General features: G+C 68.1%; 22 protein-coding genes. 16 read left to right on the top strand and 6 right to left on the bottom strand.

Annotation, left to right across the window (positions count from 1 at the left end; genetic code table 11):
- The first annotated feature begins 234 nt into the window (after nucleotides 1-234).
- The 11 genes from Q3A80_RS08760 to Q3A80_RS08710 all read left to right on the top strand — a co-directional run bounded on the left by Q3A80_RS08760 (nucleotide 235) and on the right by Q3A80_RS08710 (nucleotide 11633).
- The gene (locus Q3A80_RS08760; protein ID WP_446328659.1) at nucleotides 235-1134 is read left to right on the top strand and encodes an IclR family transcriptional regulator; all 900 of its coding nucleotides are present in this window, start codon (nucleotides 235-237) and stop codon (nucleotides 1132-1134) included.
- Nucleotides 1131-2156 (top strand): 2-dehydro-3-deoxygalactonokinase, encoded by a 1026-nt coding sequence (locus Q3A80_RS08755; RefSeq protein WP_446328658.1) that lies wholly within the window; start codon nucleotides 1131-1133, stop codon nucleotides 2154-2156. Before Q3A80_RS08760 ends, Q3A80_RS08755 begins: the two co-directional genes overlap by 4 nt.
- 22 nt (nucleotides 2157-2178) lie before the next feature.
- Complete coding sequence (locus Q3A80_RS08750; protein ID WP_446328657.1) at nucleotides 2179-2856, top strand: 2-dehydro-3-deoxy-6-phosphogalactonate aldolase; 678 nt, start codon at nucleotides 2179-2181, stop codon at nucleotides 2854-2856.
- On the top strand, nucleotides 2856-3635 hold the full coding sequence (locus Q3A80_RS08745) for an SDR family oxidoreductase (RefSeq protein WP_446328716.1): 780 nt from the start codon (nucleotides 2856-2858) through the stop codon (nucleotides 3633-3635). The genes Q3A80_RS08750 and Q3A80_RS08745 overlap by 1 nt, the downstream gene beginning before the upstream one ends.
- A 112-nt stretch (nucleotides 3636-3747) precedes the next feature.
- Nucleotides 3748-4743, top strand: coding sequence for an arabinose ABC transporter substrate-binding protein (locus tag Q3A80_RS08740; protein ID WP_446328656.1), 996 nt, complete (start codon nucleotides 3748-3750; stop codon nucleotides 4741-4743).
- Nucleotides 4744-4810: 67 nt separating this feature from the next.
- Nucleotides 4811-6331, top strand: coding sequence for an L-arabinose ABC transporter ATP-binding protein AraG (araG, locus tag Q3A80_RS08735; protein ID WP_446328655.1), 1521 nt, complete (start codon nucleotides 4811-4813; stop codon nucleotides 6329-6331).
- A gap of 128 nt (nucleotides 6332-6459) precedes the next feature.
- Nucleotides 6460-7476, top strand: a complete 1017-nt coding sequence (gene araH / locus Q3A80_RS08730; protein ID WP_446328654.1) for an L-arabinose ABC transporter permease AraH — start codon at nucleotides 6460-6462, stop codon at nucleotides 7474-7476.
- A 23-nt stretch (nucleotides 7477-7499) separates the two neighbouring features.
- Nucleotides 7500-8318 (top strand): SDR family NAD(P)-dependent oxidoreductase, encoded by an 819-nt coding sequence (locus Q3A80_RS08725; RefSeq protein WP_446328653.1) that lies wholly within the window; start codon nucleotides 7500-7502, stop codon nucleotides 8316-8318.
- Between the two features lie 74 nt (nucleotides 8319-8392).
- Nucleotides 8393-9454, top strand: a complete 1062-nt coding sequence (locus Q3A80_RS08720) for an aldose 1-epimerase (protein ID WP_446328652.1) — start codon at nucleotides 8393-8395, stop codon at nucleotides 9452-9454.
- A gap of 39 nt (nucleotides 9455-9493) precedes the next feature.
- On the top strand, nucleotides 9494-10321 hold the full coding sequence (gene pyrF, locus Q3A80_RS08715; protein WP_446328651.1) for an orotidine-5'-phosphate decarboxylase: 828 nt from the start codon (nucleotides 9494-9496) through the stop codon (nucleotides 10319-10321).
- A 253-nt stretch (nucleotides 10322-10574) separates the two neighbouring features.
- Nucleotides 10575-11633 (top strand): haloacid dehalogenase-like hydrolase, encoded by a 1059-nt coding sequence (locus tag Q3A80_RS08710; RefSeq protein WP_446328650.1) that lies wholly within the window; start codon nucleotides 10575-10577, stop codon nucleotides 11631-11633.
- A gap of 48 nt (nucleotides 11634-11681) precedes the next feature.
- Here Q3A80_RS08710 and Q3A80_RS08705 read toward each other — a convergent pair whose 3' ends face one another.
- Genes Q3A80_RS08705 through thiL form a run of 3 tightly spaced genes read right to left on the bottom strand, consistent with a single transcriptional unit; the run spans nucleotide 11682 to nucleotide 13765 of the window.
- Nucleotides 11682-12182, bottom strand: a complete 501-nt coding sequence (locus Q3A80_RS08705; RefSeq protein WP_446328649.1) for a CinA family protein — start codon at nucleotides 12180-12182, stop codon at nucleotides 11682-11684.
- Nucleotides 12183-12213: 31 nt separating this feature from the next.
- Nucleotides 12214-12777 (bottom strand): phosphatidylglycerophosphatase A family protein, encoded by a 564-nt coding sequence (locus Q3A80_RS08700; RefSeq protein ID WP_446328648.1) that lies wholly within the window; start codon nucleotides 12775-12777, stop codon nucleotides 12214-12216.
- Nucleotides 12767-13765: a thiamine-phosphate kinase gene (gene thiL, locus Q3A80_RS08695; protein ID WP_446328647.1), complete on the bottom strand. Its 999-nt coding sequence runs from the start codon at nucleotides 13763-13765 to the stop codon at nucleotides 12767-12769. Before thiL ends, Q3A80_RS08700 begins: the two co-directional genes overlap by 11 nt.
- Before the next feature lie 135 nt (nucleotides 13766-13900).
- On the opposite strand from thiL, the gene Q3A80_RS08690 reads away from it, so the two are divergent.
- The 4 genes from Q3A80_RS08690 (at nucleotide 13901) to Q3A80_RS08675 (ending at nucleotide 18357) form a co-directional block, all read left to right on the top strand.
- Nucleotides 13901-16243 carry an NADP-dependent malic enzyme gene (locus Q3A80_RS08690; RefSeq protein ID WP_446328646.1) on the top strand — a complete coding sequence of 781 codons (2343 nt, stop codon included), beginning with the start codon at nucleotides 13901-13903 and terminating at the stop codon, nucleotides 16241-16243.
- A gap of 377 nt (nucleotides 16244-16620) precedes the next feature.
- A complete protein-coding gene (locus Q3A80_RS08685) occupies nucleotides 16621-17052 on the top strand; it encodes a ribonuclease (RefSeq protein WP_059451950.1) in 432 nt (143 codons plus the stop codon).
- 16 nt (nucleotides 17053-17068) lie between these two features.
- Nucleotides 17069-17632: a barstar family protein gene (locus Q3A80_RS08680; protein WP_040144874.1), complete on the top strand. Its 564-nt coding sequence runs from the start codon at nucleotides 17069-17071 to the stop codon at nucleotides 17630-17632.
- Nucleotides 17633-17934: 302 nt separating this feature from the next.
- Nucleotides 17935-18357 (top strand): hypothetical protein, encoded by a 423-nt coding sequence (locus tag Q3A80_RS08675; RefSeq protein ID WP_446328645.1) that lies wholly within the window; start codon nucleotides 17935-17937, stop codon nucleotides 18355-18357.
- 57 nt (nucleotides 18358-18414) lie between these two features.
- On the opposite strand, the gene Q3A80_RS08670 is transcribed toward Q3A80_RS08675, so the two are convergent.
- From Q3A80_RS08670 to speE, 3 genes are all read right to left on the bottom strand, one after another.
- Nucleotides 18415-19182, bottom strand: a complete 768-nt coding sequence (locus tag Q3A80_RS08670; RefSeq protein WP_446328644.1) for a 16S rRNA (uracil(1498)-N(3))-methyltransferase — start codon at nucleotides 19180-19182, stop codon at nucleotides 18415-18417.
- A gap of 17 nt (nucleotides 19183-19199) precedes the next feature.
- Nucleotides 19200-19616, bottom strand: coding sequence for a VOC family protein (locus Q3A80_RS08665; protein WP_446328643.1), 417 nt, complete (start codon nucleotides 19614-19616; stop codon nucleotides 19200-19202).
- 263 nt (nucleotides 19617-19879) lie between these two features.
- Complete coding sequence (gene speE, locus Q3A80_RS08660; RefSeq protein ID WP_446328642.1) at nucleotides 19880-20737, bottom strand: polyamine aminopropyltransferase; 858 nt, start codon at nucleotides 20735-20737, stop codon at nucleotides 19880-19882.
- 218 nt (nucleotides 20738-20955) lie between these two features.
- On the opposite strand from speE, the gene tkt reads away from it, so the two are divergent.
- On the top strand, nucleotides 20956-23028 hold the full coding sequence (gene tkt, locus Q3A80_RS08655) for a transketolase (protein WP_446328641.1): 2073 nt from the start codon (nucleotides 20956-20958) through the stop codon (nucleotides 23026-23028).
- The last annotated feature ends 81 nt before the right edge of the window (nucleotides 23029-23109 follow it).

Raw genomic sequence — 23109 nt, 5'->3', positions numbered from 1 at the left:
TTATCTGGACAACGCATTCAAATATTGGAGACGCGTGCGTCCGCTCCTACAATCCGAAGCACATCGACAGCTTCGGACCCACGCACCGCGCGGCGCCCGAGCACACGGAGACACCTTCCATGAAGTTCGCCGGGCACTTTCCTCGGTGCATCGACCGCCGCGCTGCCGCGACGCCCGAGTTCGTTCAGGCGTCGCGACTGCGGCTTCACCGATTCCGTTGAAGCAGCCTGTTCCATGACCAACATGCCCGATACCCTCGCTCTCGACGCCCGGCGCGCGACGCCGGACGATGCGCCGCTCACCGACAGCATCGGCGCGACCAGCACGCCGCTCGATCTCGCCGCGCAGCAGGCCGGCACGCAGACGTTGCTGCGCGGTCTCGCGATCCTCGAAGCGATCGCGAACGGCGCGCGCGACATGCGCGCGATCGGCGCCGCGCTCGGCACGACGCGCAGCACGACGCACCGGCTCGTCAGCAGCCTCGTGCAGGCGCGCTACCTGCGCCAGGTGCAGGGCGGCTACCTGCTCGGCCCGAAGCTGATCGAGCTCGGCACGATCGCGCTCGAGCAGATGCCGCTCACGGCGGTCGCGCGGCCGCATCTCGAAGCGCTCGCGGAAGCGACGCTCGACACCATCCACCTCGGCGTGCGCGACGGCGACGACGTGCTGTACATCGACAAGATTCCGGGCACGCGCGGGCTCGAAATGCGCTCGCGCGTCGGCCACCGGATGCCGCTCGCGTCGACCGGCATCGGCAAGGCGATGATGCTCGACCTCGATCCGGACCTGTGGCGCTCGCTGTTCGAGGCCGCGCGGCGCGCGCTCGCCGGCGTCAATTTCAAGCCGGACAACCGGCCCGAGACGAGCGCGTTCCTGCAGCGCATGGCGCATTACGCGGCCGGCGGCTACACGTTCGATCTCGAGGAAAACGAGGCGTCGATCCGCTGCGTGGCCGCGCCGATTCGCGATGCGTCGGGCGCGATCGTCGCGGCCGTGTCGGTTGCCAGCACGATTCCGTACATGCCGCACGACCGGATGGACGAACTGATTCCGCTCGTGCAGCGCGAAGCGCGAGCCATTTCCGCAGAGCTGGGCTGGAGCCCGCCGCAGGGTACCCGCAGGATCAAACGATGACCGATTCGACCCCGACCGTTCCGGACGCCAATTCCGCCGACCCGTCGCTGATCGCGCTCGACTGGGGCACGACGTCGCTGCGCGCGTATCTGTTCGACGCGCACGGCGCGCTGATCGACACGCGCAGCCGCGCAGCGGGCGTGATGCACGTGCCGGCCGGCGGCGCGCGCGCGTTCGACGTCGTGTTCGAGGAGGCGTGCGGCGACTGGCTCGACCGCGCGCCCGGCATGCCGGTGCTGGCGGCCGGGATGGTCGGCAGCGCGCAGGGCTGGCGCGAGGCGCCGTACGTCGCGGTGCCGGCCGGCGCGGACGCGCTCGTCGCGGGCCTCGTCACGGTGGCGACCGCGCGCGGCACGACGGTGTCGATCGTGCCGGGCGTGATCGCGACGGGCGAACTGCCGGACGTGATGCGCGGCGAGGAAACGCAGATATTCGGCGCACTCGCGAACGATCCCATGCTTGATGCCGATCGTTCAGGGGTACTGATCGGCTTGCCGGGCACGCATGCGAAGTGGGCATGGGTGAAGGACGGGCTCATCGAACGCTTCCAGACCTTCATGACCGGCGAGCTGTACGCGGCGCTGCGCGATCACACGATCCTCGGCCGCACGATGCGCGCGAGCGCGTCGCCCGACCGCGCGGCATTCGAGCGCGGCGTCGCGGTGGCGCGCGGCGCGCAGCGCGCGGGGCTGCTCGCGACGATTTTCAGCACGCGCACGCTCGGCCTGACCGACCGGCTCGCGCCGGACGCGCAGGGCGACTACTTGTCCGGCCTGCTGATCGGCCACGAGCTGAATGCGCTCGACGCGATGCTCGCGGAGCGCGGCGCGGCGCTGGCGAACCAGCCGCTGCTGCTGATCGGCGACGGCGGATTGTGCGCGCGCTACGTCGACGCGCTGAACGTGTTCGGCTGCACGCACGCACGCGTCGCCGCGCAGGCGACCGAACGCGGCCTGTGGTGGATCGCATCGCGCGCCGGGCTCGTGCGCGCGGACGGCGAACCCGCGTGCGCCGACCAATGAACTGCTTGAAGAGGAACTGCCGATGTCGTCCGACCTTACGCTGCCCGCGCCGTACACGCCGAACGCCGCGCTGATGCGCGGATTCGACGCGTGCCCGCTGATCGCGATCATGCGCGGGATCACGCCCGCCGAAGCGGCGGACCACGGTCATGCACTGCATGAAGCCGGCTTCCGGATCGTCGAGGTGCCGCTCAATTCGCCCGATCCGTTCGACAGCATCGCGGCGCTGCGCCGCGCATTGCCCGACGACATGATCGTCGGCGCGGGCACCGTATTGCGCGCCGAGTTCGTCGACCGCGTGCACGACGCCGGCGGCACGCTGATCGTGATGCCGCACAGCGACGCGGCGGTGATCCGCCGCGCGCGCGAGCGCGGGCTCGCGAGCGCCCCGGGCGTCGCGACGCCGACCGAGGCGTTCGCCGCGCTCGCGAACGGCGCCGACGTGCTGAAGATGTTCCCGGCGGAGCAGCTTGGCGTGCCGGTCGTGAAGGCGTGGCGCGCGGTGATCGATCGCGCGGTGCCGCTGATTCCGGTCGGCGGCATTGCGCCGGACAACATGCAGCCGTTCCTCGCGGCCGGTGCGAACGGCTTCGGGCTCGGCTCGGCGCTGTACCGGCCCGGCCAGTCGGCGGACGCGACCGCGGCGAACGCGCGCGCGTTCCAGGCCGGCCTGCGCGCGGCGCGCGGCGGAGCTGCATGATGGGCCGGCTCGCGGGCAAGGTCGCCGTGGTGACGGGCGCGGGCCGCGGGATCGGTGCGGCGATCGCGCACGCGTTCGCGCGCGAAGGCGCGGCCGTCGCGCTCGCCGACGTCGACTTCCCGCACGCGCAGCGCACGGCCGCGGCGCTCGCCGACGGCATCGGCGGCGCGCGCGTGCTGCCGCTGCAGATGGACGTCACGCGACAGGAGTCGGTACGCGACGCGCTCGCGCAGACGGAAGCCGCGTTCGGCCCGCTCGACGTGCTGGTGAACAACGCGGGCATCAACGTATTCGCCGATCCGCTGACGATGACGGACGACGACTGGCGCCGCTGCTTCGCGGTCGATCTCGACGGCGTGTGGCACGGCTGCCGCGCGGCGCTGCCGGGAATGGTCGAACGCGGGCGAGGCAGCATCGTGAACATCGCGTCGACGCACGCGTTCCGGATCATCCCTGGCTGCTTTCCGTACCCGGTCGCGAAACACGGCGTGCTCGGCCTCACGCGAGCGCTCGGCATCGAATACGCGGCGCGCAACGTGCGCGTGAACGCGATCGCGCCCGGCTACATCGAGACGCAGCTGACGCGCGACTGGTGGGATGCGCAGGCCGACCCGGCCGCGGCGCGCGCCGAAACGCTCGCGCTGCAGCCGATGAAGCGGATCGGCAAGCCGGAGGAAGTCGCGATGACGGCCGTGTTCCTCGCGTCCGACGAGGCGCCGTTCATCAATGCCGCGTGCATCACCGTCGACGGCGGGCGCGCGGCGCTGTACCACGACTGACACGCGTGACGTAACGATTCGAAAGACCGCACGTGCGACGGCCGCGCGCACGTTGCGTCGAAACCCAACAAGCGGCTGCATCCTGTTCGATGAAGACAAGGAGACACTGGAGATGAAACGCAGAACGTTCGTAACGCTGGCCGCTGCGGCCGCGGTGGTGATGGGGAGCCCGGTGGCGCACGCGGCCGACCCGGTCAAGATCGGCTTCCTCGTGAAGCAGCCGGAAGAGCCGTGGTTCCAGGACGAATGGAAGTTCGCCGAAATGGCCGCGAAGGAGAAAGGCTTCACGCTCGTGAAGATCGGCGCGCCGTCCGGCGAGAAGGTGATGAGCGCGATCGACAACCTGTCCGCGCAGAAGGCGCAGGGCTTCATCATCTGCACGCCCGACGTGAAGCTCGGGCCGGGCATCGTCGCGAAGGCGAAGTCGCACAACCTGAAGATGATGACGGTCGACGACCGGCTCGTCGACGGTGCGGGCAAGCCGATCGAGTCGGTGCCGCACATGGGGATTTCCGCGTACAACATCGGCAAGCAGGTCGGCGACGGCATCGCGGCCGAGATCAAGAAGCGCGGCTGGAACATGAAGGACGTCGGCGCGATCGACATCACGTACGAACAGCTGCCGACCGCGCACGACCGCACGAGCGGCGCGACCGACGCACTGGTCGCCGCCGGCTTCCCGAAGGCGAACGTGATCGCGGCGCCGCAGGCGAAGACCGACACCGAGAACGCGTTCAACGCGGCGAACATCGCGCTCACGAAGAACCCGCAGTTCAAGCACTGGGTCGCGTACGGCCTGAACGACGAGGCCGTGCTCGGCGCGGTGCGCGCGGCCGAAGGGCGCGGCTTCAAGGCCGACAACATGATCGGCATCGGCATCGGCGGTTCCGATTCGGCGCTGAACGAGTTCAAGAAGCCGCAGCCGACGGGCTTCTACGGCACCGTGATCATCAGCCCGAAGCGCCACGGCGAGGAAACTTCGGACCTGATGTACGCGTGGATCACGCAAGGCAAGGCACCGCCGGCGCTGACGCTGACGACCGGCATGCTCGCGACGCGCGACAACGTGTCGAAGGTGCGCGAGGAGATGGGACTCGCGTCGAAGTAAGCGGCTTGCCGGCTGCCGCGCCGACGCGGCGGCCGGCGATCGATGGATCTGCAAGTGGGGAGACGACGTGTCAGCGGCACTGCGTTTTGACAATATCGGCAAGGTATTTCCCGGCGTGCGCGCACTCGACGGCATCTCGTTCGACGTGCATGCAGGCGAGGTACATGGCCTGATGGGCGAGAACGGCGCGGGCAAGTCGACGCTGCTGAAGATTCTCGGCGGCGAATACCAGCCCGATGCGGGCAGCGTGCTGGTCGATGGCCAGCCCGTGCATTTCTCGAGTGCGGCTGCGTCGATCGCGGCCGGCATTGCGGTGATTCACCAGGAACTGCAGTACGTGCCCGACCTGACGGTCGCGGAGAACCTGCTGCTCGGCCGGCTGCCGAATGCGCTCGGCTGGGTCAGAAAGGGCGCGGCGAAGCGCCACGTGCGCGAGCGGCTCGCCGCGATGGGCGTCGATCTCGATCCGGACGCGAAGCTCGGGCGCCTGTCGATCGCGCAGCGGCAGATGGTGGAGATCTGCAAGGCGCTGATGCGCAATGCGCGCGTGATCGCGCTCGACGAACCGACGAGCTCGCTGTCGCATCGCGAGACCGAGGTGCTGTTCAAGCTCGTCGACGACCTGCGTGCGCAGGGCCGCGCGCTGATCTACATCTCGCACCGGATGGACGAGATCTACCGGCTGTGCGACGCGTGCACGATCTTCCGCGACGGGCGCAAGATCGCGTCGCACGAATCGCTGGCCGACGTGCCGCGCGAGCGGCTGGTTGCCGAGATGGTCGGGCGCGAGATTTCGGACATCTACCATTACGCGCCGCGCGCGCTCGGCGACGTGCGGTTCTCGGCCGAAGGCGTCGACGGCCCGGCGCTGCGCGAACCGGCGAGCTTCTCGGTGCGCGCGGGCGAGATCGTCGGCTTCTTCGGGCTGGTCGGTGCCGGCCGCAGCGAACTGATGCGGCTCGTGTACGGCGCGGACCGCCGGCGCGCGGGCACGCTGACGCTCGACGGCAAACGCATCGACGTGAAGCGCACCGGCGACGCGATTCGTCACGGGATCGTGCTGTGCCCGGAGGACCGCAAGGAAGAAGGGATCATCGCGATGGCGTCGGTCGCGGAGAACATCAACATCAGCTGCCGCCGCCATTCGCTGCGCGCGGGGCTCTTCATCGATCGCAAGACCGAAACCGAAACGGCCGACCGCTTCATCCAGCGGCTGAAGATCAAGACGCCGAACCGGCGGCAGAAGATCCGCTTCCTGTCGGGCGGCAACCAGCAGAAGGCGATCCTGTCGCGCTGGCTCGCGGAGCCCGACCTGAAGGTCGTGATCCTCGACGAGCCGACGCGCGGCATCGACGTCGGCGCGAAGCACGAGATCTACGACGTGATCTACCGGCTCGCGGAGCGCGGCTGCGCGATCGTGATGGTGTCGTCGGAACTGCCGGAGGTGCTCGGCGTGTCGGACCGCATCGTCGTGATGCGCGAAGGGCGGATCGCGGGTGAGCTGCCGCGCGCCGGCGCGAACGAGCATGCGGTGCTGAACCTCGCGCTGCCGCAGACGAGCGTCGTCGAGGCGGCTGACGCGGCCTGAGGCGGCTTGAAGTGGCTTGAAGCGGCCGGGAACGGACGAAAGCGGACGAAAGCGGACGAAAGCGGCCAGGAATTCGAATCGATCACGCGCGGCGCGGGCCGCGCGAAGCAGGAGCAGGAGACACAACCATGCAAGTCAGGGAAAACCTCGCCAGCGCAGCCGTGAAGCCGTCGGCCGACGCGCTGGTACCGCAGCAGACCGACCGCCAGAAGTGGTGGCAGCACCTCACCGAATACAGCCTGATCGCGATCTTCGCGGTGATGTTCATCACGATGTCGCTGACGGTCGACCACTTCTTCTCGATCGACAACATGCTCGGTCTCGCGCTGTCGATCTCGCAGATCGGGATGGTCGCGTGCACGATGATGTTCTGTCTCGCGTCGCGCGACTTCGATCTGTCGATCGGCTCGACCGTCGCGTTCTCGGGCGTGCTGTGCGCGATGGTGCTGAACGCGACCGACAACACGGTCGTCGCGATCATCGCGGCGGTCGCGGCCGGCGCGGCGATCGGCTTCGTGAACGGTGCGGTGATCGCGTACCTGCGCATCAACGCGCTGATCACGACGCTCGCAACGATGGAAATCGTGCGCGGGCTCGGCTTCATCGTGTCGAAAGGGCAGGCGGTCGGCGTGTCGTCGGATACGTTCATCGCGCTCGGCGGGCTGTCGCTCTTCGGCGTATCGCTGCCGATCTGGGTCACGCTGCTGTGCTTCATCGTGTTCGGCGTGCTGCTGAACCAGACGGTGTACGGCCGCAACACGCTCGCGATCGGCGGCAATCCGGAGGCGTCGCGCCTGGCGGGGATCAACGTCGAGCGCACGCGCGTGTACATCTTCCTGATCCAGGGCGCGGTGACGGCGCTCGCCGGCGTGATCCTCGCGTCGCGCATCACGTCGGGTCAGCCGAACGCCGCGCAGGGCTTCGAGCTGAACGTGATCTCCGCTTGCGTGCTCGGCGGCGTGTCGCTGATGGGCGGCCGCGCGACGATCTCGGGCGTCGTGATCGGCGTGCTGATCATGGGCACCGTCGAGAACGTGATGAACCTGCTGAACATCGACGCGTTCTACCAGTACCTGGTGCGCGGCGCGATCCTGCTCGCGGCCGTGCTGCTCGACCAGCTGAAGAACCGCGGCGTGCGCGACTGACCGAGTCCACGGAGACGATACGCATGACCATCGAAACATCCGTGCCGCGCACGCACGCCGCCGCAGGCGACGCACGCTATGCGCGCTACCCGAGCCTCGAGGATCGCGCGGTGCTGATCACGGGCGGCGCGACCGGCATCGGCGCGTCGTTCGTCGAGCACTTCGCGCGGCAGGGCGCGCGCGTCGCGTTCGTCGATCTCGACGCCGACGCGGGCGCCGCGCTGGCCGAGCGTCTCGTGCACGATCAGCAGGTGCGCCACGCGCCGCTGTTCCTGCCGTGCGACCTGACCGACATCGACGCGCTGCGCCGGACGATCGACGCGATCCGCGCGCGGATCGGCGCGATCGCCGTGCTCGTGAACAACGCGGCGAACGACACGCGCCATGCGATCGGCGACGTGACGCCCGCGTCGTTCGACGCGGGCATCGCGGTGAACCTGCGCCACCAGTTCTTCGCCGCGCAGGCGGTGATCGACGACATGAAGCAGCAGGGCGGCGGCTCGATCGTCAATCTCGGCTCGATCAGCTGGATGCTGAAGAACGGCGGCTATCCGGTGTACGTGATCGCGAAGGCGGCCGTGCAGGGGCTCACGCGCGGGCTCGCCCGCGATCTCGGGCCGTTCGGCATCCGCGTGAATTCGCTGGTGCCGGGCTGGGTGATGACCGACAAGCAGCGCAAGCTGTGGCTCGACGATGCGGGCCGGGCCGCGATCAAGGCCGGCCAGTGCATCGACGCCGAGCTGCTGCCGGACGATCTCGCGCGGATGGCGCTGTTCCTTGCGGCCGACGACAGCCGGATGATCACCGCGCAGGACGTGGTGGTCGACGGCGGCTGGGCCTGATTGTTGATGTCCGTGCTCGCGCGGCAGCGCGCGGCGACCCGTATCGTTTCTTCGACGAAGGAAAGGAGCTCACCATGACTGCCACGTCCCCGCGCGCCGCGTCGTCCACGAGCCAGTCGCGCCGCGCGCGCCTCGCTGCCGCCGCGCAGCCGGTCAGCGCCGGCCCGCAGACCGCCGCGTTCGCGCAGGGCGCCGGCGCCGTGCATGCGGCGGCCGTCACGCTGTCGAACGCGTCGTTGCGGCTCGACGTGCTGCCGCATCTCGGCGGCGGCATCGCGCGCTTCGACTGGCGCGGCGATCATGGCGCGCTGGTGCCGGTGTTCCGCCGCTGCGAGCATCCGGAGACCGCGACCGACCCGAACGAACTCGCGTGCTACCCGCTGCTGCCGTACTCGAACCGGATCGGCAACGGCCGCTTCGAATGCGACGGACGCAGCGTCGCGGTGCCGCGCAATCGCCGCGACGAGCCGCTGCCGATCCACGGCGACGGCTGGCTCGCGCCGTGGCAGGTGGACGATGCGACCGACACGGCGCTGCAGTTGTCGCTCGATCGCGCGAGCGGCGCGCCGTACGCGTTTCGCGCGATCCAGTCGTTTTCGCTCGACGACACGACGTTGGCGATCGCGCTGACGATCGAGAACGCGGGGCGCGCACGGCTGCCGTTCGGGCTCGGCGTCCATCCGTTCCTCGTGCGTGACGACGCGACGGAGCTGGCCGCGGCCGCGGGCGGGTTGTGGCTGTCGGGCGCCGATTTCCTGCCGGTGCGGCACGTGAGCGTGCCGCCGGCGTGGCAGTTCGGCGTCGCGTATCCGCTGCCGGCGACGCTCGTCAATCACGCATTCACCGGCTGGGGCGGCCACGCGACGGTGAGCTGGCCGCGCCGCGCGCTGTCGCTGACGATCGCGGCCGACGCCGATGCGTACGTGCTTTACACGCCGCCGGGCGAGCCGTTCTTCTGCTTCGAGCCGGTCGATCATCCGATCAATGCGGTGAATCTGCCGGGCGGCGCGGCCGCGCACGGGATGACGCTGCTCGCGCCGGGCGAGCGGCTCACGCGCCGTTTTGCGTTCACCGTCGAGCGCGCCGATGCGCGCGTGGATGCGGCCGTGCGCGAGGGACGCCGTCGACGCGGGTAAAATACGCGGTCTACCAACGGTTTGCCGCGAGTATCCGCCATGTCTTCCCCGCTTACTTTCATCGAATCGCTGCGCGCCGCGTGGCAGCGCACGAATTCGCTGCTGTGCGTCGGCCTCGATCCCGAGCCGTCGCGCTTTCCCGTGCAGTTCGACGGCCAGCCCGATGCGATCTTCGAATTCTGCCGGCAGATCGTCGACGCGACCGCACCGTATGCGAGCGCGTTCAAGCCGCAGATCGCGTACTTCGCCGCGCATCGTGCGGAAGATCAGCTCGAACGGCTGATCGCGCACATCCACCTGCAGCATCCGGGCCTGCCGGTGATCCTCGACGCGAAGCGCGGCGACATCGGCAGCACCGCCGAGCAGTACGCGCGCGAAGCGTTCGAGCGCTATCGCGCGGACGCCGTCACCGTGAACCCGTACATGGGCTACGACTCGGTCGAGCCGTATTTCGAGCATGAAGGCAAGGGCGTGATCGTACTGTGCCGCACGTCGAACCCGGGCGGGTCCGACCTGCAGTTCCTCGACACGAACGGCCGGCCGCTGTACCAGGTCGTCGCCGATCTTGCGGCGAGCAAGTGGAACGCGAAGAACGGCCAGCTCGGCCTCGTGGTCGGCGCCACGTTCCCGAACGAGATCGAGATCGTGCGCGGGATCGTCGGCGACATGCCGCTGCTGATCCCCGGCATCGGCGCGCAGGGCGGCGACGTGCAGGCGACCGTCCGCGCGGGCCGCACCGAGGATGGCACCGGGATGATGATCAACTCGTCGCGCGCGATCCTGTACGCAAGCAACGGCGAGGACTTCGCCGAAGCCGCGGCGCTCGCCGCGCAGAAGACGCGCGACACGATCAACGCGCATCGCTGATCGATTCGCACGACACCGTATCGCATCCTTCCGTATCGCATCACATCGCCCGGCCGACCGGCTCGGCGGTTGGCGCCGACCCCGCGCACGCGGGCCGGCGCCGCATCCTCCCGTTCGTTCGCTTGCGTCGATCCGCTCTGGCGCGCACCGACAACTTCCCGTCGCTTCCACACCGCATGCCGGCATTTTCGTCGCGCGATGCTGCCGTTTGTCATCGATCCGTAACCAAAATGTCAAGAAAAGGAGCGACGCCATGCCCAAGCTGTCCCGACGTTTTCTGAGCGCGCTTGCCGCGTCGTTGTGCATGTCGTTCGCCCACGCGGCCGACCTGTCGCACTGGCCGGCCGACAGCGCGAAGGCGCTGAACGCGATGATTGCCGAGCATGCGCATCGCGGCGACTACGCGGTGTTCGACGCGGACAACACGACGTACCGCTACGACCTCGAGGAATCGCTGCTGCCGTATCTGGAGAACCACGGCGTGCTCACGCGCGACTCGCTCGATCCGTCGCTGAAGCTGATGCCGTTCAAGGATTCGGCCGACTACAAGGAGTCGCTGACGAGCTATTACTACCGGCTGTGCGAGATCGACGACCTGGTCTGCTACCCGTGGATCGCGCAGGCGTTCGCCGGGCTGTCGCTCGCCGACCTGAAGCGCCACATCGACGCGATGCTCGCCGACGGCAAGCCGGTGCCGATCCGTTACTGGCAGGGCGACAAGGTCGTCGACGGCACCGCGAACCCGCCGCGTTTCTTCCGCGGGATGCAGCAGCTGTACAACGCGCTGCGCGAGAACGGGATCGAGGTCTACGTGATGACGGCCGCGCACGAGGAGCTCGCGCGGCTCGTGCTGGCCGATCCGAAGTACGGCTACAACGTGAAGCCGCAGAACGTGATCGGCGTGACGACGCTGCTGCGCAATCCGGCGACCGGCGCGCTGACCACGTCGCGGCTGCAGATCAAGGCCGGCAAGTACGACGAGGCTGCGAACCGCAACCTCGTGATCACGCCGTTCCTGATGAACCCGATGACGTGGTACGAAGGCAAGCTCGGCTCGATCGTCGGCTGGATCGACCAGTGGAAGAAGCCGGTGCTCGTCGCGGGCGACACGCCGAAATCGGACGGCTATATGCTGCTGAATGCGACCGACGTCGCGCGCGGCGGCGTGCGCGTGTGGGTGAACAAGAAGGACAGGCAGATGACGCAGATGCGCGCGTGGTCGGACGAATCGGCCGCGCAGCAGAAGGCGCTGGGCCTGCCGGTCACGGCGGACCGGAACTGGATCGTCGTGAAGCCCGACGCGATCCAGTAAGCGCGGCGGCGCGCCGGCCGCGCGTGCCGCGGCCGGCGCGCACGCGGATCAGCGTTCGTGCTCGTCGAGCAGCTTCAGCAGCCCGCGCAGCGCATGCGCGGCCGCCTGCGTGCGGATCTGCTCGCGGTCGCCCTTGAACACGAGCGTCTCGACGTCGGTATGGAGCCGGTTGCTCCACGCGAACGACACGGTGCCGACCGGCTTCTTGTCGCTGCCGCCGCCCGGCCCGGCGATGCCGGTGACGGACAGCGCGACCTGCGCGCGGCTGTTGCGCAGCGCGCCTTCGGCCATCGCGCGCGCGACCGGCTCGCTGACGGCACCGTGCTTGTCGATCAGATCGGGCGGCACGCCGATCATCTCGCTCTTGGCCTGGTTCGAATAGGTGACGAAGCCGCGCTCGAACCACTGGCTGCTGCCGGAGATGTCGGTGATCGCGGCGGCGATCATGCCGCCCGTGCAGGATTCGGCGGTGGCGAGCGACAGGTGCTCGTCGCGCAGCTTGTTGCCTGCGCGGATCGCAAGCTGATGGACGACGGAATCGGTTGGCATGCGCGTCGGGAAACGGGAGTCGGGAAATCGGTCAGCCGACGACGGAGCGCCACAGCGCGATCACGAGCAGCGTCATGAACGCGGCGATCAGGTCGTCGACCATGATGCCGAGGCCGCCTTTCACGCGACGGTCGAAATAGCGGATCGGCGGCGGCTTGAGCATGTCGAAGAAGCGGAACACGACGAACGCCCACAACTGGCCGATGAAGGTCGCGGGCGTGACGAACAGCATCACGAGCCAGATCGCGACGATTTCGTCCCAGACGACGGCGCCCGGATCGGCCGTGCCCATCCTGCGTGCGGTGAAACCGGTGATCCACGTGCCGGCGACGAACCCGACCGCGATCAGCGCCCACCATTGCTGCACCGTCAGGTAGCGGTTGAGCACGACGAACGACAGCCAGCCGAACAGCGTGCCGAACGTGCCGGGCATGAACGGCGCAAGCCCGCTGCCGAAGCCGAGCGACACGATGTGCGCCGGGTGCGACAGCATCAGGCGCGCGGTGGCGCGCTGCGGCGCGGTGCCGGCGGCGCCGGTGGCGCCCGCGGCACCGGGCGCGGCCGCGCGTTGCGCGGGCGTCGGATCAGTCTGCATGGAAGTGGTCGAAACCGTGCAACGTGAGGGTCAGGGGCGCGCCGGCGGCGTCGCGCCACGCGATCGCGGGCTGCTCTGACGGCGAGGACAACGCGCGTATTGTACCGATTCGCGTGACCCGGACGCCGGCGCGCGCGCCCGCCGCGTCGACCGCCGCACGGGCCGCGACGGGCGCGGTGAAGCACAGTTCGTAATCGTCGCCGCCGGCGAGCGTGCAGCGCCGCTGCACGTCGGGCGGCAGCGTCGCGAGCGCGGCCGAGCGCGGCACCGCGTCGGCGTCGATGTCGGCGCGCACGTTCGAGCGCGTCAGGATGTGCCGCAGGTCGCCGGCGAGGCCGTCCGAGATGTCGAGCGCCGCGTGCGCGATGCCCGCGAGCGCGAGCCCGAGCGCGATGCGCGGCTCCGGACGCTCGAGCGCGTGCCGGAACGCGGCGGCTTCGTGCGCGCCGGCCGTCCACTCGCCGCGTGCGATCCCGAGTCCGGCGCGCGCGTCGCCGAGCGTGCCGGACACCCACACGTCGTCGCCGTCGCGCGCGGCATCGCGCCGCAGCGCCGCGTCCGGCGCGACTTCGCCGAACACGGTCACGCATAGGTTCAGCGGGCCGCTCGTCGTGTCGCCGCCGATCAGCTCGCAGCCGAAGCGCTCGGCGAGGGCGAACAGCCCGTCGCTGAATGCCTCGAGCCACGCGGCGTCGGCGCGCGGCAGCGCGCACGCGAGCGTAAACGCGCGCGGCTCGGCGCCCATCGCCGCGAGATCCGACAGATTGACCGCGAGCGTCTTGTGGCCGAGCGCGCCGGGTGCGACGTCGGGGAAGAAATGGCGGCCCTCGACCAGCATGTCGGTCGAAATGGCCATCAACTTGCCGGATCGCGGCGCGATCAGCGCGCAATCGTCGCCGATGCCGAGCGTCGACGCCCGCGCGCCACGGGCCGCGCGGCGCGCGAAGAAGCGATCGATCAGCGAAAACTCGGACAAGGCGGCTGGCACGGCGGAGGGACCCGGAAGCGGTGAGGGAACGGCATTGTACGCAGCGAACGGCGCCGTTCCTGCACCGTTCAGTACATTTTTGTCGCGGCTGTCGCACCCGAATCGCCGGTCTGGCGGGGTTCGATTGGCGCTACAATGCCGTCGAACAGTTATTCTAATCCGCCCGTCACGAGACACATGTCGACTCAAGCCTCCTCCAAAGCCAAGCTCCGCGAAGCCGCTCTCGACTATCACGAATTCCCGACGCCCGGGAAAATCGCGATCGCCCCGACCAAGCAGATGATCAACCAGCGCGACCTCGCGCTCGCCTATTCGCCGGGTGTCGCGTACGCGTGCGAGGAGATCGTCGAGAACCCGCTGAACGCCGCGCGCTTCACCGCGCGCAGCAACCTGGTCGGCGTCGTCACGAACGGCACCGCAGTGCTCGGTCTCGGCAACATCGGCCCGCTCGCGTCGAAGCCGGTGATGGAAGGCAAGGCGGTGCTGTTCAAGAAGTTCGCCGGCATCGACGTGTTCGACATCGAGCTGAACGAGTCGGACCCGCACAAGCTGGTCGACGTGATCGCCGCGCTGGAGCCGACCTTCGGCGGGATCAACCTCGAAGACATCAAGGCGCCGGACTGCTTCATCGTCGAGCGCGAAGCGCGCAAGCGGATGAAGATCCCGGTGTTCCACGACGACCAGCACGGCACCGCGATCGTCGTGGCCGCGGCCGTCACGAACGGCCTGAAGGTCGTGAACAAGGACATCAAGAAGGTCAAGCTGGTGGCATCGGGCGCCGGCGCTGCCGCGCTCGCGTGTCTGGACCTGCTGGTCGACATCGGCCTGCCGCTCGAGAACATCACGGTGACCGACCTGGCCGGCGTGGTCTACAAGGGCCGCACCGAACTGATGGACCCGGACAAGGAGCGCTTCGCGCGCGAAACGGAAGCACGTACGCTGGCGGAAGTGATCGACGGCGCGGACATCTTCCTTGGCCTGTCGGCCGCCGGCGTGCTGAAGCAGGAGATGGTGAAGGGCATGGCCGAGCGCCCGCTGATCCTCGCGCTCGCGAACCCGACGCCGGAAATCCTGCCGGAACTCGCGCTCGAAGTGCGCCCGGACGCGGTGCTGGCCACCGGCCGCACCGACTACCCGAACCAGGTCAACAATGTCCTGTGCTTCCCGTTCATCTTCCGCGGTGCGCTCGACGTCGGCGCGACGACGATCACGCGTGAAATGGAGATCGCGGCCGTCAACGCGATCGCCGAACTCGCGCAGCACGAGCAGAGCGACATCGTCGCGACCGCGTACGGGATCCAGGATCTGTCGTTCGGGCCCGAATACCTGATTCCGAAGCCGTTCGATCCGCGCCTGATCGTCAAGATCGCGCCGGCCGTCGCACAGGCCGCGATGGACGGCGGCGTCGCGACGCGTCCGATCGAGGACATGGAAGCGTACAAGCAGCACTTGCAGCAGTTCGTGTATCACAGCGGCACGACGATGAAGCCGATCTTCCAGATCGCGCGCGCCGCGCCGGAAGAGAAGAAGCGCGTCGTATTCGCGGAAGGCGAGGAAGAGCGCGTGCTGCGCGCGGTCCAGATCATCGTCGACGAGAAGCTCGCGAAGCCGATCCTGATCGGGCGTCCGTCGGTGATCGAGCACCGTATCCAGCGCTACGGGCTGCGCCTCACGCCGGGTACCGACTTCACGGTCGTGAACACCGAGCACGACGAGCGCTACCGCGATTTCTGGCAGACGTACTACAAGATGATGGCGCGCAAGGGCATCAGCGAGCAGCTGGCCCGCGTGGAAATGCGGCGCCGCACGACGCTGATCGGCTCGATGCTGGTGAAGAAGGGCGAAGCGGACGGGATGATCTGCGGCACGATCAGCACCACGCACCGCCATCTGCACTTCATCGATCAGGTGATCGGCAAGCGCGCGGGCTGCAGCGTGTACGCGGCGATGAACGGCCTCGTGCTGCCGGGCCGCCAGATCTTCCTGGTCGACACGCACGTGAACGTCGATCCGACCCCCGAACAGCTGGCCGAGATCACGATCATGGCCGCGGAAGAAGTGCGCCGGTTCGGCATCGAGCCGAAGGTCGCGCTGCTGTCGCACTCGAACTTCGGCACGAGCAACGCGCCGTCGGCGAAGAAGATGCGCGATACGCTCGCGATCCTGCAGGAAACCGCGCCGGAGCTGAAGGTCGACGGAGAAATGCACGGCGACGTCGCGCTCGACGCGGCACTGCGCAAGGAAATCCTGCCGGAATCGACGCTCGAAGGCGACGCGAACCTGCTGATCCTGCCGAACATCGATGCCGCGAACATCGCGTACAACCTGCTGAAGACGGCCGCCGGCAACAACATCGCGATCGGGCCGATCCTGCTCGGCGCGGCGCAGCCGGTGCACGTGCTGACCGAGTCGGCGACCGTTCGCCGCATCGTCAACATGGCGGCGCTGCTGGTCGCCGACGTGAACGCCGCACGCTGAGCCGAAAACGAACGCCGCGCCGGCCGATCCGGTGCGGCGCGTCGGGCGAAATTGTAAACAAACGCAAAAAGAGGCGTGCCCGCAACGGGCACGCCGTCGGGTAGGGCGCAATCGCGCTTCCCATAAGCAACAGCAGCATCTCTCCACTCCGGGTAGCGAGCGTGGCAAGGAGGCAGGGTCTTGCCATGACGGAGATGCCACGCGTATTTTATCCTATGTAAGATAAATATAGTCTGATTTCGGTAAAAAATGCGCGATTCGGCGCGGCGCGACGCTTTCGTTTCCCAAACGAACATTGATTCGCGCGAACAATAGCGCTACGCTAACGCCTTTGGTTGGTCGTCAACTACTTGATTTAACAGCGGGAACCCTGGTTCATGGCACGCAAGTGGCTCCGCAACGGCGCGCTCGCGTCCGTCTTCGCGATGTTTGCGATGGGTATCGTCGGCACGCCGACGGGCAGTCTGGTTTCCGCCGCTTACGCACGGCAGGCCGTTTCGGCCGACATGGCCGTCGGCGGGGTCGATACGATCCCGACCGCCCGTCTGCCGCGCGAGGCCGTGACCACGCTTGGCCTGATCGGCGCCGGTGGCCCCTATCCGTACGAGAAAGACGGCGTCGTTTTCGGTAACCGCGAGCGGATCCTGCCGAAGGCGAAGCGCGGCTACTACCACGAGTACACGGTGCCGACGCCGCGCGCACGCAATCGCGGCGCGCGCCGGATCGTCTGTGGCGGGCCATTGCGCCGGATCGACAACTGTTATTACACGGACGACCACTACAACAGTTTTAAACGTATTGTTGAATGACTTCGGGATGAACGGCATGAGCGACTCCATCTACGCGCACGACACGGCGGCGGCGGAACTGTTCGCGGCCGGCGACGGCAATCTGTTTCAGCGCGTGATGCAACTACACGCGGCGGCACAGGCCGGCGGCGCGCCGGAGCAGCCGGCGGCCGAGCCCGGGCTTTCATCGAACGAGGAGCCTATGAGCCTTTTCACGACCGTGCGACCCAATCTCGTGCAGTCGATCCGCGCGTTCCGCGTGCAGGATCTCGCCGACGAAGCCGGTCGGCTCGGCCAGCATTTCCTGTATGCGTATTGCGGCGCCGCGCAGTCGAAGCAGGAAGTGATGGAGACGATCGCGACGTCGTTCCTGTTTCCGAAGCATTTCGGGAAGAACTACGACGCGCTGTACGACTGCCTGACCGACCTCGTCGCGAAGGCCGGCGCGCAGCCCGGTTTCGTGATCGTGCTCGAAGGGCTGCCGATCGCGCAGAAATTCGACAAGGAAGGGCGCGAGACGCTGCTCGACGTGTTCCGCGAGGCCGCCGAGTTCTGGGCCGAGCGCAAGGTTGCGTTCCGCGTGTTCTATTCGTTCGCGTAAGCGCGCAAATCGGCGGTACGCAGCGTCATCGCAGCTTCCGGTCGTATTTGCGCCGCCAGCACCGTAATCCGATCCGCAACTTCTCGAAGACCCGCCTTAGTGCGGGTTTTTTGCTTTTGGGGACCGAATCTGCGGGCACGCGTGACACCCACGGACGGGCTCGACATCGTCGCAACTGCGGCAGCGATAAGCAGATCGAGGCAATAGGACAACGCAGATTTTGCCGGTCTGTCGCTTACATCCGACGACTTACGGAAATCCGCTCGAGCAGCGAAATACAATTTTCGCTCGTTCACTCGTCAATGAAATTCATGAAGCGAATTGCAGGGGTTTTTATGCTTGCGACGGCGGTGACGCCGGTAACAGGCTTCGCGGAAGGTGCGCACATTTGCTGGATTTCCCAGGTAAGCCGTGTCGAAGAAGGACTAAAAGTCGATTTTCGGGGTAGCTTGCACGTCATTTCCACCAGTCGAGCCGACACGTCCGAGTCGGGCTCGGTCGTGCCCGGCGCAGCCCGACGGGAGAACCGATCAGCCGGTTACATGCAAGAGCGCTCGCTAGTGCTGGCAATGGGTGACACGGCGGTTGCCATGTCCATTCCTGAAGATTATTGCGAGTACAAGGCGGAAGTTCACGACGGACAAGTAGGTGTCACGGCACGCTCGATAATGCGCTTGCATGGATTGCCTCCTACCACGACAACGAAATTTATCGCCGCGGAATGAACCCGAGGCGATCTACGCGTTGAACTAGCGCCGGATCGAATCGCTTGCGGTTGCGCATCACCACCCGCCCCAGCGGGCCGCCAACGCCGCGAGCACGGCCGCGCCGGCCGTCTCGGTGCGCAGCACGCGCGGCCCGAGCGACAGCGCGGTGAACCCGCGTGCGCGTGCCGCATTTTCCTCGTCCGGCGACAGCCCGCCTTCCGGCCCGATCAGCAGCGTGACGGCCGCCGCGGGTGGTGCGTCGGGCAGCGACGCGAACGGAATGCTCGCGCGCGGCGACAGCAGCAGCCGCAGTTCGCCGTCGGCCGTCGCGGCCGGTAGCGTGTCGAGCCACGCGTGGAAGCCGGCCACCGGCGCGACGTCGGGCACGCGGTTGCGCCCGCATTGTTCGCACGATGCGCGCACGACGCCGCGCCAGTGCGCGACGCGCTTGTCCGCGCGCTCGCCGGACAGCTTCACGACGCCGCGCGCGGTCGACAGCGGCACGACCGCCGCGACGCCGAGCTCGACCGCCTTCTCGATCACCCAGTCCATCTTGTCGCCGCCGGCGATGCCTTGCGCGAGCGTCACGCGATAGGGCGGCTCGGCCTCGGCCGGGTCGAATGCCTCGATCTGCGCGAGCGCGTTGCGCTTGTCGATTTCGACGAGCCGCGCGCGATACTGGCCGCCGCTGCCGTCGAACAGCGCGAGCGCGTCGCCGGGCTGCAGCCGCAGCACCTGCGCGTGGCGCGCGACGTCGGCCGGCAGCGCGAGCGTCGCATCGGCGCGCAGCGCCGCTTCGACGAAAAAGCGCGGCACGGCCGCGGTGGTGGTGGCTTCATTCATCGTGGATACGGCTCCGTTCATGCACCGAGGCGGCACGCGAGTGCCCAGCGGTAGCCGTCGAGATCCTCGACCTGCGCGAAGCGGTCGCCCCAGAACTGGTCCTGCGGCGCGCTCAGCGATTTCGCGCCGGCATCGAGCGCGCGCTGCCACGTCGCGTCGACGTCGTCGACGTACAGATAGAACGACTGCGGAGCGGTTGCGTGCGCACTTTTCGGCGTGAGCGCGATCGAGCCGAACGCGCCTTCCGGCGCGAACATCACGATCAGCTGGTCGCGGTAGGTCATCTCGACGTGCATGATCGCGCCGTCCTCGTCGAGGACGTCGCGCAGCGCGAAGCCGAAGGCGGCCTGGAAGAACTCGATGGCCGCCTGCGCATTGCGCACGGCCAGATACGGCGTCAACCAAGGCACGTTGGCCGGACGTGGATCGGTCATAACATCTCCTGTCGAACAGTGTTGGTGCTTCAGCGCCTACGCTGTTCCCATGCTTCGCGGTCGAACAGTGTGGACGCTTCGGCAGCGACTCCGGAGCCGTGCCGTGCGGTCCAACGGAAAGCGGCGCCCGGACGCCCGTCGGCGGCCCGCAAGGCATCGCGGCTACCGTGACGGGCGGCCTCCGTCGTTCCGGGCTGCACGTCGCAGATCGTGCGCGGGAGAATCGCGACGAGCGTGCACCACGATGCGTTTTGCACGGAAGGTCAGCGGCGAACGCCCAGTGTATCGCGCAGCGCGCGCGGCAGGGCAAAGAGGGCCGCATGAAATCGCGCATCGTAGTAGCGCAGTCCCTGCACGCGGCGCGCGGCGAGCCGTTCGTCGACGTCGTGCGCGAACAGCGCGGCCGCGTCGAGCGTGTCGCTCGCGATCGCCATCAGCCATTGCGAGCCGTACAGCGGCACGTGCGCGGACAACGGATCCACGACCGCGAAGCTCGCGCGCAGGTCGTCGAGCAGCGCGGCAATGCGCGCCGCGTGGAACACCGGCGAGCCGAGGTGCATCGAGATCGCGCCGCGCGGCGACAGGATCCGCTTCAGCCGTGCGTAGAACTCGCGCGTATAGAGGCCGGCCGCCGGCGAGTCGGGCGGTGTGAGGTCGAACACGACGAGATCGAAATGCTCGACGGTCGACGCGACGAAATGCGCGGCGTCGCCGATCACGACCTCGACGCGCGGGTCGTCGAGCGCGCCCTGGTGCACGTCGTCGAGATAGCGGCGCGCCATGCCGACCACTTCGTCGTCGAGCTCGGCGACGACGATCCGCTCGATGCACGCGTGCTTCAGCAGCTGGCGCGCGGCGCCGCCGTCGCCGCCGCCGAGCACGAGCGCCTTCCTCGGACACGGATGCGCGAGCGCAGCCGGGTGCGTCATGCACTCGTGGTACACGTATTCGTCGCCGACCGACGTCATCGGCCGGCCGTCCAGCGTGAACAGGCGGCCGAGCTGCGGGGTTTCCCAGACCTCGATGTGCTGGTGCGGCGACGCGACGTGCGCGAGCCGGCGGGCGTTCGGGAACCCGTAAGCGACGTCGGGCGTGGGATGAAAGAGAAGGGTCGTGCTCAAGGGCGGGGGCCGCGCGGGGCGGGCAGTTCCGACGCCTGAATTATAGGAGGCGCGCGGTTCCATGGAAATGCGTGCCGGAACACCGCGTGCCGACAGGGGAAATGCCGGCCCATCTGTTAAAATGACGAGCTTTGCAGCCCCGTCCGTAGGCTCCGTCCGCTTCGCGTCCGTCAGGCGCCGCACCGCGCGCCGGGAACGATTGACGCTCGAGCTTCCGGATGCCGCCGTGCCCCCGTTTCCTCGACTCGTTCTCCGGACTCGACATGACGACTTCGTCTCCCGCCTCCACCACCCTGATGGCCAACGCGATCCGTGCGCTCGCGATGGACGCCGTCCAGCAAGCGAACTCCGGTCACCCCGGCATGCCGATGGGCATGGCCGAAATCGGCGTGGCGCTCTGGTCGCGCCACCTGAAGCACAACCCGACGAACCCGCACTGGGCGGACCGCGACCGCTTCGTGCTGTCGAACGGCCATGGCTCGATGCTGCTGTACTCGCTGCTGCACCTGACCGGCTACGACCTGCCGATGGAAGAGCTGAAGAACTTCCGCCAGCTGCACTCGAAGACGCCGGGCCACCCGGAATACGGCATCACGCCGGGCGTCGAGACGACCACCGGCCCGCTCGGCCAGGGTCTCGCGAACGCGGTCGGCATGGCGCTCGGCGAAGCGCTGATGGCGGACGAGTTCAACCGTGACGGCGCGAAGATCGTCGATCACCACACGTACGTGTTCCTCGGCGACGGCTGCCTGATGGAAGGCATCTCGCACGAAGCCTGCTCGCTCGCGGGCACGCTGAAGCTGAACAAGCTGATCGCGCTGTACGACGACAACGGCATCTCGATCGACGGCGACGTCGTCAACTGGTTCCATGACGACACGCCGAAGCGCTTCGAGGCGTACGGCTGGAACGTGATCCCGAACGTGAACGGCCATGACGTCGACGCGGTCGACGCGGCGATCGCGAAGGCGAAGCTGTCGGACAAGCCGACGCTGATCTGCTGCAAGACGGTGATCGGCAAGGGCGCGGCCACGAAGGCCGGCGGCCACGACGTGCACGGTGCGGCGCTCGGCGCGGAAGAAATCGCGAAGACGCGCGCGGCACTCGGCTGGACCTGGGAGCCGTTCGTGATTCCGCAGGAAGTCTATGCGGCATGGGACGCGAAGGAAGCCGGCAAGCGTGCCGAAGCCGAATGGGACGCGACGTTCGCCGCGTATCGCGCGAAGTTCCCGGCTGAAGCCGCCGAATTCGAACGCCGGATGGCGAACAAGCTGCCGGCCGACTGGGCCGAGAAGGCCGCCGCGATCATCGCCGGCGCGAACGAGCGCGCCGAGACGGTCGCGACCCGCAAGGCGTCGCAGCAGGCGATCGAAGGGCTCGCCGCCGTCCTGCCGGAACTGCTCGGCGGCTCGGCCGACCTGACCGGCTCGAACCTGACCAACTGGAAGGCATCGAAGGCGGTGCGCGCGAATCCGGAAGGCGCGGGCGTGCTGCTCGGCAACCACATCAACTACGGCGTGCGCGAATTCGGCATGAGCGCCGCGATCAACGGCCTCGCGCTGCACGGCGGCCACAAGCCGTTCGGCGGCACGTTCCTGACGTTCTCCGACTACAGCCGCAACGCGCTGCGCGTCGCGTCGCTGATGAAGGTCCCGTCGATCTTCGTGTTCACGCACGATTCGATCGGCCTCGGCGAAGACGGCCCGACGCACCAGTCGATCGAGCACGTGTCGAGCCTGCGCCTGATCCCGAACCACGACGTGTGGCGCCCGGCCGACACGGTCGAGACGGCCGTCGCATGGACGCACGCGGTTGCCGCCGACCGTCCGTCGAGCCTGATCTTCAGCCGCCAGAACCTCGCGTTCAACCCGCGCACCGATGCGCAGATCGCGAACATCGAGAAGGGCGGCTACGTGCTGAAGGACTGGGACGAAGAGATCGTCGCGCGCAAGATCATCCTGATCGCGACGGGCTCGGAAGTCGAACTCGCGATGAAGGCCGTCGAGCCGCTCGCGCAGCAGGGCATCGCGGCCCGCGTCGTGTCGATGCCGTCGACCAGCGTGTTCGACCGCCAGGACGCCGAATACCGCGAACGCGTGCTGCCGCACGGCGTGCGCCGCGTCGCGATCGAAGCGGGCGTGACCGCGTTCTGGCACAAGTACGTCGGCCTCGAAGGCGGCGTCGTCGGGATCGACACGTTCGGCGAATCGGCGCCGGCCGGCGTGCTGTTCAAGTACTTCGGCTTCACCGTCGAGCACGTCGTCGAGACCGCGAAGGCCGTGCTGGCCTAAAAGCATTCGCGACGCGCGCGGCCCCTCGCGCGCGTCGCACCGTGAAGCTGCACGAAACGAATTTTTTCAGCCATCAGGAGA

Source organism: Burkholderia sp. SR8, assembly GCF_052851275.1.
This window is presented reverse-complemented; position numbering and strand designations above follow the sequence as displayed.